The 12549-nt window shown below is 65.8% G+C and carries 10 protein-coding genes; 9 read left to right on the top strand and 1 reads right to left on the bottom strand.

Features of this window, described 5'->3' with window-relative positions:
- Window positions 1-40: 40 nt before the first annotated feature.
- Window positions 41-1201: a PQQ-dependent sugar dehydrogenase gene (locus LWE61_RS13720; RefSeq protein WP_234151054.1), complete on the bottom strand. Its 1161-nt coding sequence runs from the start codon at window positions 1199-1201 to the stop codon at window positions 41-43.
- Window positions 1202-1387: 186 nt separating this feature from the next.
- Here LWE61_RS13720 and rimP point away from each other — a divergent pair, with 186 nt between their 5' ends.
- From rimP to pnp, 9 genes are all read left to right on the top strand, one after another.
- Entirely contained in the window at window positions 1388-1930 is a 543-nt protein-coding gene (rimP, locus tag LWE61_RS13715) for a ribosome maturation protein RimP (RefSeq protein WP_234151052.1), read from the top strand.
- Between the two features lie 2 nt (window positions 1931-1932).
- A complete protein-coding gene (nusA, locus tag LWE61_RS13710) occupies window positions 1933-3546 on the top strand; it encodes a transcription termination factor NusA (protein ID WP_234151050.1) in 1614 nt (537 codons plus the stop codon).
- Between the two features lie 178 nt (window positions 3547-3724).
- Window positions 3725-4387: a DUF448 domain-containing protein gene (locus LWE61_RS13705; RefSeq protein ID WP_234151048.1), complete on the top strand. Its 663-nt coding sequence runs from the start codon at window positions 3725-3727 to the stop codon at window positions 4385-4387.
- Between the two features lie 81 nt (window positions 4388-4468).
- Window positions 4469-7135: a translation initiation factor IF-2 gene (gene infB / locus LWE61_RS13700; RefSeq protein ID WP_234151044.1), complete on the top strand. Its 2667-nt coding sequence runs from the start codon at window positions 4469-4471 to the stop codon at window positions 7133-7135.
- Window positions 7136-7531: 396 nt separating this feature from the next.
- The gene (rbfA, locus tag LWE61_RS13695) at window positions 7532-7924 is read left to right on the top strand and encodes a 30S ribosome-binding factor RbfA (RefSeq protein WP_234151041.1); all 393 of its coding nucleotides are present in this window, start codon (window positions 7532-7534) and stop codon (window positions 7922-7924) included.
- A gap of 136 nt (window positions 7925-8060) precedes the next feature.
- Window positions 8061-8525, top strand: a complete 465-nt coding sequence (locus LWE61_RS13690) for a DUF6491 family protein (protein WP_234151039.1) — start codon at window positions 8061-8063, stop codon at window positions 8523-8525.
- An 83-nt stretch (window positions 8526-8608) separates the two neighbouring features.
- Window positions 8609-9508 carry a tRNA pseudouridine(55) synthase TruB gene (truB, locus tag LWE61_RS13685; RefSeq protein WP_234151027.1) on the top strand — a complete coding sequence of 300 codons (900 nt, stop codon included), beginning with the start codon at window positions 8609-8611 and terminating at the stop codon, window positions 9506-9508.
- Window positions 9509-9530: 22 nt separating this feature from the next.
- On the top strand, window positions 9531-9800 hold the full coding sequence (gene rpsO, locus LWE61_RS13680) for a 30S ribosomal protein S15 (RefSeq protein WP_234151024.1): 270 nt from the start codon (window positions 9531-9533) through the stop codon (window positions 9798-9800).
- Window positions 9801-10071: 271 nt separating this feature from the next.
- On the top strand, window positions 10072-12402 hold the full coding sequence (pnp, locus tag LWE61_RS13675) for a polyribonucleotide nucleotidyltransferase (protein ID WP_234151021.1): 2331 nt from the start codon (window positions 10072-10074) through the stop codon (window positions 12400-12402).
- Window positions 12403-12549: the final 147 nt, after the last annotated feature.

Genomic DNA, 12549 nt, shown 5'->3' with positions numbered 1-12549 from the left:
ACGGGGGCGGGGCTACGGCCGGATAGGGGCATCCCGCGCCTCACTTCTCCGGCGGCGTCAGCTTCCACAGCCGCCCCTGGCTGCCTTGTCCGCCATCCTCCAGCACCCAGAGGGCGCCGTCCGGTCCCTGTTCCACGTCGCGCACGCGAAAGCCCATGTCCCACTGGTTGGCCTTGCGCGCCGCTTCCCCGTCGAGGGCGACGCGGATCAGCGCCTTGCCCGACAGGGCGCCCAGGAACAGCGACCCTTTCCACGCCGGGAACATCGCCCCGTCGTAATAGAGCAGCCCGCCCGGCGAGATGGACGGGTTCCACCACAGCTTCGGCGCTTCATAGCCGTCGCCTGCCTTATGGTCGGGAATGTCGCGGCCATCATAATGGCTGCCGTTGGAGGCATTGGGCCAGCCATAGTTGCGGCCCGGCTGTATCAGGTTGATCTCGTCGCCGCCCTTCGGCCCCATCTCCTGCTCCCACAGGCGTCCCTTGGCATCGAAGGCGATGCCCAGCAGGTTGCGATGGCCATAGGACCAGACGGCGGGATGAAAGCCCTTCGCCGCCAGCGGATTACCCGCCGCCGCCGTGCCGTCGAGGTTGAGGCGCAACACCTTGCCCAGCGTCGCCCTGGGGTCTTGCGCCGGTGTGAAGGCCTGCCGCTCGCCCGCCGTAAAGAACAGATGCTGGCCATCAGGCGCAAAGGCGATCCGTCCCGAATAATGGCCATTGCCCGACACTAGCGGGGCAGCGCGAAAGATCGGTTTCAGATCCTTGAGGCGCGGCGACCCCTCTTCACCGTCCCGCGCCAGGGTTGCGGTGGCCAGCACGACACCCTTGCCGCCTTCGCCCGCCTCGGACCAGCTCAGGTAGAGGCGCTGGCTCTTTGCGAAATCGGGGGCGGGCACCACGTCCATCAGAGCGCCCTGTCCGGCGCTGTCCACCTTGGGCGTGCCCGTCACCAGTTGCACGATCCGGCCATCGGGCGAGACGGCCTTCAACTGCCCCGCCTTTTCCGTCACCAGCATTTCGCCGCCCGGCAGGAACGCCATTGCCCAGGGGGCATCGAAATCCGCGACCTGTGTGCGGGTGAAGGGCGCAGCGGTGCTTTGTGTTCCTCCATCGGCTCGACTGTCCGCCCGCGCATCCCACGGCTGGCCGCAACCGCATAGCAGGAGGGCAAGGGTGAGGGGCAGGGGAATGGCGCGCATGGGTTGTGTCTCCGGGAGCTGGCGATAGGGGCGCAACGCGGGTCGCGCGAATTGGGTTGCATACAGACGCCGACCACCATATATGGCGGTCGTCCTCCTGACATCGTTGAAAATGGCAGGTCGGCGCCGAAAGGCTCCGGCGACAGGGGCGCTTGGCATTTTTCACGGGAGACGCGGTTGCCGGATATGGCCGCCTTGACGCAGCTTATCGAACCAGAGGCCCAGGCGCTGGGATTCGATCTCGTGCGCGTGGCATGGTTCGGCGGCGACGGTGATCGCACCTTGCAGGTCATGGCGGAACGTCCGGCCACGCGCCAGCTCACCATCGACGATTGCGCCGCCCTGTCGCGCCGCATCTCCGATCTGGTCGATGCGCTGGAGGCGGAAGGCCGCGATCCCATCGACGAGGCTTATCGGCTGGAGGTCAGTTCGCCCGGCATCGACCGTCCGCTCACCCGCCTGCGGGATTATGCGGATTGGGTCGGGCATGAGGCGCGGATCAACCTGGCCGAGGCCGACGCCAACGGGCGCAAGCAGTATAAGTCCGACCTTGCCGGGGTGGACGGCGACTCGGTTTTGCTCGACGATCCCAAGGCGGGTCGCGTGTCCGTGCCTTTCGCCGATATTGCGACGGCCAAGCTGCTGCTGACCGACCGCCTGATTTCTGCTACCGTGCCGCTCTCTGCCGAGGGTGCCGACCATATTCAAACCGAAGAACAGAGAGACTGACCATGGCCAACGCCATTTCTGCAAACCGGGCTGAGCTGCTGGCGATCGCGAGCAACGTCGCGTCGGAGAAGATGATCGACAAGGCGATCGTCATCGAGGCGATGGAGGACGCGATCCAGCGCGCCGCCCGTGCCCGTTACGGTGCGGAAAATGACATTCGCGCCAAGCTGGACCCGGAAACCGGCGACCTGCGCCTGTGGCGCGTCGTGGAAGTGGTCGAGGCGGTCGAGGATTATTTCAAGCAGGTTGACGTCAAGGCGGCGAACAAGCTGCAAAAGGGCGCCGTCGTCGGTGACTTCATCGTCGATCCGCTGCCTCCCATCGACCTGGGCCGCATCGACGCCCAGTCGGCCAAGCAGGTCATCTTCCAGAAGGTCCGCGATGCAGAGCGCGAGCGCCAGCATGAAGAGTTCAAGGACCGCGTGGGCGAGATCATCACCGGCGTCGTCAAGTCGGTCGAGTTCGGCCATGTCGTCGTCAACCTGGGCCGGGCCGAGGGCGTCATCCGCCGCGACCAGCAAATCCCGCGCGAAGTTGTTCGCGTCAACGACCGCGTCCGCGCGATCATCCTGAACGTCCGCCGCGAAAATCGCGGGCCGCAGATCTTCCTGAGCCGCGCGCACCCGGAGTTCATGAAGAAGCTGTTCGCGCAGGAAGTGCCCGAAATCTACGACGGCATCATCGAGATCAAGGCCGCTGCCCGTGATCCGGGCAGCCGTGCCAAGATCGGCGTCATCAGCCGCGATTCGTCCATCGACCCGGTCGGCGCGTGCGTCGGCATGAAGGGCAGCCGCGTGCAGGCCGTCGTGCAGGAAATGCAGGGCGAGAAGATCGACATCATCCCCTGGTCGGAAGACACGGCGACCTTCGTCGTCAACGCGCTCCAGCCCGCCACCGTCGCCCGCGTCGTCATCGACGAGGATGAGGGCCGCATCGAAGTGGTGGTGCCGGAGGACCAGCTGTCCCTCGCCATCGGTCGTCGCGGCCAGAATGTCCGCCTCGCCAGCCAGCTGACCGGCAAGGCCATCGACATCATGACCGAGGCGGACGCGAGCGAGAAGCGCCAGCGCGAGTTCGTGGAGCGGTCCGAACTGTTCCAGAACGAGCTGGACGTGGACGAGACGCTGTCCCAGTTGCTGGTGGCCGAAGGCTTCACCGAGCTGGAGGAAGTCGCCTATGTCTCCATCGAGGAACTGGCGGGCATTGAAGGCTTTGACGACGAACTGGGCGAAGAGCTTCAGAATCGCGCGCTCGAAGCGCTGGAGCGCCGCGAGGCCGCTGCCCGCGAGACCCGCCGTGAGATGGGCGTCGAGGATGCGCTGGCCGAAATCCCGCACCTGACCGAAGCGATGCTGGTCACACTGGGCAAGGCGGGCATCAAGACGCTCGACGACCTGGCCGACCTCGCCACCGACGAACTGGTGCAGAAGAAGCGTGTCGACCCTCGCCGTCGCCGCGATGCGCCGGAGGAGAAGGGCGGCATCCTCGCCGAATATGGCCTGTCGGACGAACAGGGCAACGAGATCATCATGGCCGCCCGCGCGCACTGGTTCGCGGACGAAGATGGTGTCGACTCAGCAGGGGAGGACGCAGATGTTGCGGAAACTTCCCAATGACAGCGTAAGTGCTGCAATAGCGCCAGCGGTCCCCGCTGCTCCTGCCGATGCAGGGGCCGGGATCGTCGCGCCCGTGTCTGAGGCTCTGCCTGAGTCTGTCGACGCGCCGGCCACCGACCATGTCGACGGACCTGCCGACTTGCCGCCAACGCGCAAGCAGATGCGGGAGAAGCGACGCATGGCGGAGGACAGCGAACGGCGCTGCATCATTTCGGGCGAGCGAGGCTCCCCGGCTACGCTGATCCGTCTGGCGATCGGGCCGGATGGCCAGATATTGCCCGACGTGCGCGGCAAGGCACCGGGGCGGGGCGCCTGGCTGGGCGTCCCCCGTGCCGAGCTGGAGACGGCGCAGGCGAAGGGCAAGCTGAAGGGCGGTCTGGCGCGGGCCTTCAAGGGCGAGGCGCTGTCCATTCCCGACGATCTGGCGGCGCGCATCGACGATGCACTGCGCCGGGAGTTCGTCGACCGGCTGGGACTGGAGGCGCGGTCCTCCACCCTCATCAACGGGTTCGACAAGATCGATACGGCGGCGCGCCGGGGGCAGGTCAAACTGCTCCTCCACGCCGCCGATGCGCGCGACGATGGCGTACGGAAACTGGATCAGGCGTGGCGCGTGGGGGAGGAGCTGGAAGGCACCGATCTTGGCGGACTGCGCTTGCCTGTGGACCGCGAGGCCCTATCTATGGCATTGGGCAGGGATAATGTCGTCCACATCGCGATGATTGACGCGCGGGCGGGGGAGCGAGTGCGAACCCTGCTCGACCGCTGGCAAAGCTATTTGGGGTGCGCTAACGCCGCGACGTCGGGGAATCCGGCGGGCGCGGTCGATGTGGTGCGGTAGGATTTTGGGACAGCATGTCTGGCTGGCGGCTTGGGTGCCGGGCCGGGGCATTGGGTATTTTTGAAGGGTCAAGTTCGGTCGATGAGCGAAAATAACGGAGATAAGCCGGTTCTGGGTCGTAAGCCGCTTGGCCTCAGGCGGACGGTCGAGTCGGGGCAGGTGCAGCAGAGCTTCAGCCATGGCCGCAAGAATACGGTCGTGGTGGAGGTCAAGCGCCGCCGCATGATCGGCAAGCCCGGCGAGGCAGAGGCTGCGCCCCGCGCCGACGCGCCCGTGGAAGAGGCGGCGGCAGAGCCCGTCGCCACTGTCCCCGCGCCCGCACCGGTTGCGCCCGTCGTCGCGACTCCGGCGCCCGCGCCGGTCGCCCCGCGTCCCGCACCGCCGCGCGCTGCCCAGCCTGCCGACAGCCTGCTGACCCGTCAGGAACGTCAGGCCAAGCTGCTGCGCGAGGCCGAGGAAGCCCGCATGTCCGCCCTGGAGGATGCGCGCCGCCGTGATGCGGCCCAGCGTCTGGCCGCTGTCGAGGATGAGAAGCGCCGCGCCGAGGAAGCCGACGCTCGCCGCAAGGCCGAGGCGGAAGCCGCCACCGCGCCCAAGGTCGAGCCGGCTCAGCCCGTCGACGTGCCGGCCGCCCCGCAGGCGGACGCTGCTCCCGCCGCCGCGCCTGTTGCCGCTGAGGGTGCTGTTGCAGCCGAATCCGCTGCTCCGGCCGAATCGGCTGCGCCTGCGGCCACCACGGCTGCGACCGACGAGCGTCCCGCACCGCGCCGCTTTACCCCGGTCGCCGCGCCCAAGCGTCCCGAACCCAAGGTCGAGCGTCCCAAGCGCGGTCCCGCCGGGGCTGGCGACGATCGCCGTCAGGCGGGCAAGCTGACCGTCACCCGCGCCCTCGCCGACGACGACAGCGCCCGTGCGCGCAGCCTCGCCGCGCTCAAGCGTGCGCGGGAGAAGGAATATCGCCGCACGCACACCGGTGGCCCCGTCAACCGTGAGAAGCAGGTGCGCGACGTTGTCGTGCCGGAGGCGATCACCGTCGCCGAACTCGCCAACCGCATGGCGGAGAAGGGCGCGGACCTCGTCAAGGCGCTGTTCAAGATGGGCACGCCCGTCACGCAGAACGATGTCATCGATCAGGATACGGCGGAGCTGCTGGTCGAGGAATTCGGCCACCGCATCCAGCGCGTGTCGGACTCGGACGTCGAAATCGACACGTCCATCGACGTCGATCCCGAGGAGACGCTGGAGCCGCGTGCGGCCGTGGTCACGATCATGGGCCATGTCGACCATGGCAAGACCTCCCTGCTCGACGCGCTGCGCGGCACCGATGTGGTGCGCGGCGAGGCGGGTGGCATCACCCAGCATATCGGCGCCTATCAGGTGAAGACGAAGGGTGGCGAGACCATCACCTTCCTCGATACGCCGGGCCATGAAGCCTTTACCGAAATGCGCGCGCGCGGCGCCAATGTGACGGACATCGTCATTCTGGTCGCGGCGGCGGACGACGGCCTGATGCCGCAGACGATCGAGGCGATCAACCACACCAAGGCGGCCGGCGTGCCGATGATCGTGGCGATCAACAAGGTCGACAAGCATGAGGCCAATCCGCAGAAGGTGCGCGAGCGGCTGCTGGAGCATGACATCCAGGTCGAGGAAATGGGTGGCGACACCCAGGACGTCGAAGTGTCCGCGCTCAAGAAGACCGGTCTTGACGAGCTGATCGAGAAGATCCTGCTTCAGGCCGAATTCCTCGAACTCAAGGCCAATCCCGACCGCGCCGCCGAAGGCAGCGTGATCGAGGCGAAGCTGGACAAGGGCCGTGGCCCCGTCGCGACCATCCTCGTCAGTCGTGGCACGCTCAAGGTCGGCGATATCTTTGTCGTCGGTCAGGAGAGTGGTAAGGTTCGCGCGCTGGTCAATGACAAGGGGCAGCAGGTGAAGTTCGCCGGTCCTTCGACCCCGGTAGAGGTGCTGGGCCTGACCGGCGTTCCCCGTGCGGGCGACCAGATGTCGGTGGTGGAGAATGAGGCGCGCGCCCGCGAAGTCGCGGCCTATCGTGCCGAACTGGCGACGCGCAAGCGCACCACGTCCGCGCCGACCAGCTTCGAGCATATGTTCTCCGCGCTGAACACCAGCGTCATGGAATATCCGATCGTGGTGAAGGGCGACGTGCAGGGTTCGGTCGAGGCGATCGTCAACTCGCTCAACCGCATTTCCACCGACGAGATCAAGGTCCGCGTGCTGCACAGCGGCGTGGGCGCGATCACGGAAAGCGACGTGACTCTGGCCGCGGCCAGCAAGGCGCCGCTGATCGGCTTCAACGTGCGTCCGAACACCAAGGCGCAGGCGCTGGCGCGTCGCGACGGGGTGCAGTTGCGCTACTATGACGTGATCTACGACCTGCTGGAGGAAGTCCGTAACGAGATGGCCGGCCAGCTTGGACCGGAGCGGATCGAAACCGTCGTCGGCCGTGCGGAAATTCGCGAGGTCTTCCCGGCGGGCAAGAAGGACAAGGCTGCCGGTCTGCTCGTCGTGGACGGCGTCATCCGCAAGGGCTTCAGTGCCCGCCTCACGCGGCAGGACGTCATCGTGTCGAAGACGGTCATCGCCTCGCTGCGGCGCTTCAAGGACGACGTCGCCGAAGTGCGCGCCGGTCTGGAATGCGGCGTGATGTTGCAGGATACCAACGACATCAAGGCGGGCGACATGCTCGAACTGTTCGAGGTCGAGGAACGCGCACGGGTGCTGTAAGATATGGCAAGGGGAGCAATCGCGCGTCGATATGCTCCCCTTGCTGTCCTGCTCTGCGGGACGGCAGGCTGTGAGCGTGCCGGAGCGGTTTTCGAGAATCGCACCAGCGGCACCGTTTTCATAAACGATCCGTTGCAACTGGAAGAGAAGCCAGCGGGATACGCATCCAGCCTGCCCGTCGCGCTGACTTCAGACATGGTCCGTGGTCGGTCTGGCGGGTTGATGAGCGTCAGTTCATCGACATCTCGACCAGCACGGGAAAACGCTTTCGATATGTGGGCGCTTCCCTCAACAAACTGGCGGACGATTGTCCAAAACATTGTATCCTGCAAATCACAGACGATGGTGTCAGGGTGGTTCCAGACTGATCGGTTCGGATAGCCTAGGGATTTTGAAATGAGTGCACCGACCGAAGGCCCCTCCGTCCGCGTCCTGCGCGTGGGTGAGCAGGTGCGGCATATCCTCTCCGAAATCCTCGCGCGCGGGGATGTGCATGACGATGTCCTGGACAAGCATGTGGTGAGCGTCACTGAAGTCCGCATGTCACCCGACTTGCGCCATGCCACGGTGTTCATCAAGCCGCTGCTGGGCAAGGATGAGGCGGCGGTGCTCAAGGCGCTGCGCACCAACACCGCCTATCTCCAGCGGGAGGTCGCGACCCGTACCAAGCTGAAATACGCCGCCCGGCTCAAATTCCTGGCGGATGACAGCTTCGATGAGGGCAGTCATATCGACAAGCTGCTGCGCGATCCCAAGGTCCAGCGCGACCTCGATCTCGACCCCAGCTGATCCTCCTCACCGCGTCCGCGCGCCTCATGCAGGGCAGGTGGCCTTTTCCATCGTCCCGCTCGCCGCATGGTTCATCCTCCGCTCATCCACCCTTTATAGGGTGGCGCACGCGGAGGGCCGGGACGAGGAGGACGGCATGGGACGGATTGGCGGACGGATCGGCATCTACGCCTCGGCGTTTGCGGCGGCCTTCATGGTCTTTGCGGTCACGGGCGGCATCCGCGCATCGGAACAGGCTGTCCGGGCGGAGGAGCAGGGCGCGACACGCCTCGCCATCCAGCCGGGCCGGGACGCGACCATCCCCTTTCCCAACAGCGGCGCGATCCGCGACTGGCAACCGGACGGCGCGAGCGCTCTCTTCGTGCAGGATCAGCGCGGCCACTGGTATCGCGCGACCCTGATCGCGCCCTGCACCGACCTGCCGACCGCCAGCCGGATCGCCTTCCTGACGCAGGGGGCTGACCAGCTCGACAAATATTCGTCCGTCGCGGTGCAGGGGCAACGCTGCGCTTTCTCCACGCTGGTGACGAGCGATCGGCCATCGAAGCGAAGTGCGAAGCACGCACTCCAGCAGGTAGGCGGGCAGGGCAAGGCCGGGTAACGACCGCCATCTGCCGTCCTCCACGCCCCGTTCCCGCCGACCGGGGCTGACAGTCCCGCCCCCACCGTGTAGGGCGCGGCCCCATGCATGGATGGATCATCATCGACAAGCCGCTCGGCCTCGGCTCGACCCAGGTCGTCAGCGCGGTCAAGCGCGCCTGCCGTCAGGCGGGGCTGGGCAAGGTCAAGGTCGGCCATGGCGGCACGCTCGATCCGCTGGCGACCGGCGTCCTGCCCGTGGCGCTGGGGGAGGCGACGAAGCTTGCCGGGCGGATGCTCGACAGCGACAAGATCTACGACTTCACCATCCGTTTCGGGGAGCAGACCAGCACCCTCGATGCGGAGGGGGAGGTGATCGCGACCAGCGACGCCCGCCCCACGCTGGCGGCGGTGCAGGCGGCCCTCCCGGCCTTCACCGGTCCCATCGAGCAGGCCCCGCCGCTCTACAGCGCCATCAAGATCGACGGCCGCCGCGCCTATGATCTCGCCCGCGCAGGGGAGGCGGTAGAGATGAAGCTGCGTTCGGTAACGATCCACGGCCTGACGATCGCCGCCGGTCATGACGCGCCGCAGAACGCACTGGACCAGATCACCCTCACCGCGCATGTGTCGAAGGGCACCTATATCCGCAGCCTCGCGCGCGACATTGCGCTGGCGCTGGGGACGGTCGGCCATGTCACCATGCTGCGCCGGGTGAAGGCGGGTCCGTTCAGGCTGGCCGACTCAATTTCACTGGACAATTTGTCCGATGCTGCTAACGAGCGCGGCTTGGAGCGGCATATGCTGCCCCTGACGGCGGGGCTGGACGACATCCCGGCTCTCCCCGTCTCCTCGGAAGAGGCACTCATGCTCCGTCAGGGGAAGGTGCTGTCCGGGGATCCCTGCAAACAGGGTCTGATGCTGGCGATAGAAGGGGATTTGCCCGTCGCGCTGGTGGACGCCCTTGGCCCGGAAATCCGGGTCGTGCGGGGTTTCAATCTCTAAGGATGTTCGAGGGAAACGATATATGACGATCACTGCCGAGCGCAAGGAAGCGCTGATCAAGGAACATGCCCGCGCTGAGGGTGACACCGGTTCGCCGGAAGTCCAGGTTTCGATCCTGACCGAGCGTATCTCGAACCTGACCGAGCATTTCAAGGGCCACCACAAGGACAACCACAGCCGCCGCGGCCTGCTGATGATGGTCAACAAGCGTCGCAGCCTGCTGGACTATCTGAAGAAGAAGGATGTAGCGCGCTACACCGCTCTCATCGGAAAGCTCGGCCTGCGTAAGTAAGCCCATATTGACGGGACGGCCCCTTCGCGGGGCCGTTTCTGATTCTGGCTCCCTGGATGGAGCGTGGAGTCATCGAGTTTGTCGCATTTCCCGGTTACGCAGGCATGCCGCCTGAACGGGAAATGGCGAACGGAAGGGGCGGCCTCGCAATCCGGCGGGGAGGGAGCCTCAGTTGAAGGGCAGCAAATGCCCTGTGCCGCCGCGGACCGGCTTTTGTCCGCGAAGCCAGCCCCGCCACGCAATAGGGCGTCGCGGGTGGAAGGAAAAACCCATGTTTGACGTAAAGACTGTAGAGATTGAGTGGGGCGGCAAGACGCTGAAGCTCGAAACGGGCCGCATCGCCCGTCAGGCCGACGCCGCCGTTCTGGCGACCTATGGCGAAACCGTTGTGCTGTGCGCCGTGACGGCTGCAAAGTCGGTGAAGGACGGGCAGGATTTCTTCCCGCTCACCGTGCACTATCAGGAAAAATATTCGGCTGCCGGCCGCATCCCCGGTGGCTTCTTCAAGCGCGAGCGCGGCGCGACGGAGAAGGAGACGCTGACCAGCCGTCTCATCGACCGTCCGGTCCGCCCGCTGTTCCCTGAGGGCTTCTACAACGAGATCAACGTGATCGCGCAGGTTCTGTCGTTCGACGGCGAGAGCGAGCCTGACATCGTTGCGATGATCGCGGCGTCGGCTGCGCTGACCCTGTCCGGTGTGCCCTTCATGGGTCCGATCGGCGCGGCGCGCGTCGGCTACAAGGACGGCGAATATTCGCTGAACCCGTCGATGGACGAAGTGAAGTCGGGCGATCTCGACCTCGTCGTCGCCGCCACCTATGACGCCGTGATGATGGTGGAATCGGAAGCCAAGGAGCTGTCCGAGGACGTCATGCTCGGCGGCGTGGTGTTCGCGCATAACGAGATCAAGAAGGTCGTCGACGCGATCATCGACCTGGCCGAGAAGGCTGCCAAGGATCCCTGGACCATCGCGGCGCAGGACGATCTGGGCGACCTGAAGAAGAAGTTGAAGACGCTGATCGGCAAGGACATCGCCGCAGCCTACAAGCTGACCGACAAGTCGGCCCGTTCCAACGCCCTGAACGCCGCGCGCGACAAGGCGAAGGCGAGCTTTGCCGAGCAGGGCCTCAGCCCGCAGGCCGTGATGGCCGGCATCAAGCTGACCAAAAAGCTGGAAGCGGAAATCGTTCGCGGTGCCATCCTGAAGGACGGCCAGCGCATCGACGGTCGCAAGACCACCGAAATCCGCCCCATCGAGGCCATCGTCGGCTTCCTGCCCCGCACGCACGGCTCCGCCCTGTTCACGCGCGGCGAGACGCAGTCGATCTGCACCACCACCCTTGGCACCAAGGATGCGGAGCAGATGATCGACGGCCTGACCGGCCTGTCGTACGAGCGGTTCCTGCTGCACTATAACTTCCCGCCCTATTCGGTCGGTGAGGTCGGCCGCTTCGGCGCGCCGGGCCGCCGCGAAGTCGGCCATGGCAAGCTGGCATGGCGTGCGCTGCACCCCGTTCTGCCGACCAAGGACGAGTTCCCCTACACCATCCGCGTCCTGTCCGACATCACCGAGTCGAACGGCTCGTCCTCGATGGCGACCGTCTGCGGTGGTTCGCTGTCGATGATGGACGCGGGCGTTCCGCTGGCGCGTCCGGTTTCGGGCATCGCCATGGGCCTGATCCTGGAAGGCAAGGACTTCACCGTCTTGTCGGACATTCTGGGCGACGAGGATCACCTCGGCGACATGGACTTCAAGGTTGCTGGCACGTCCGAAGGCATCACCACGATGCAGATGGACATCAAGGTCGCCGGCATCACCGAAGAGATCATGCGCGTCGCGCTGGCGCAGGCCAAGGACGGTCGCACCCACATCCTGGGTGAGATGGCCAAGGCTCTGGACAGCACCCGCACCGAACTGTCGGCCCATGCCCCGCGCATCGAATCGATCCAGATCGACAAGTCCAAGATCCGTGACGTCATCGGCACAGGCGGCAAGGTCATCCGCGAGATCGTCGCGGAGACGGGCGCGAAGGTCGACATCGACGACGAGGGCCTGATCAAGATCAGCTCGTCCGACATTGCCCAGATCGAGGCGGCCAAGAAGTGGATCCTCGGCATCGTGCAGGAAGCGGAAGTCGGCAAGATCTACGACGGCAAGGTCGTCAACATCGTCGATTTCGGCGCCTTCGTGAACTTCATGGGTGGCAAGGACGGCCTCGTCCACGTCTCCGAGATGCGCAACGAGCGCGTCGAGAAGCCGACCGACGTCGTGTCGGAAGGCCAGGACGTGAAGGTCAAGGTTCTCGAAATCGACCCGCGCGGCAAGGTTCGCCTGTCGATGCGCGTTGTCGATCAGGAAACCGGCGCTGAGCTGGAGGATACCCGTCCTGCCCGCGAACCGCGCGAAGGCCGTGGTGATCGCGGCGACCGTGGCGATCGCGGCCCGCGCGGCGATCGCGGCCCGCGTCGTGATGGCGGCGGTGGCGGCGACCGCAATCGTCGTGGCCCGCGTCGTGACGGCGGCGGCAGCGCCGGTAACGGTGGTGGCAATGACGATGACGGCGGCGATATCGGCCTGCCGAGCTTCATCACGCAGGACTGATCGCTTCAGCGATCCAGGGGGCGCGATCCACAGGGCGCGCCCGCCCACACACATTCGGACCGGCCGGGGGACATCCTCCGGCCGGTTTTTCTTGCGCTTCGTTGCATCGGGGAAACGTCCCGTATTCGCGTGTCGTCCAATTACGGG

This window comes from Sphingobium sufflavum (genome assembly GCF_021403115.1).
GTDB lineage: Bacteria > Pseudomonadota > Alphaproteobacteria > Sphingomonadales > Sphingomonadaceae > Sphingobium > Sphingobium sufflavum.
Note: the sequence above shows the minus strand (reverse complement) of the source record. Positions and strands in the feature narration are given on the sequence as shown.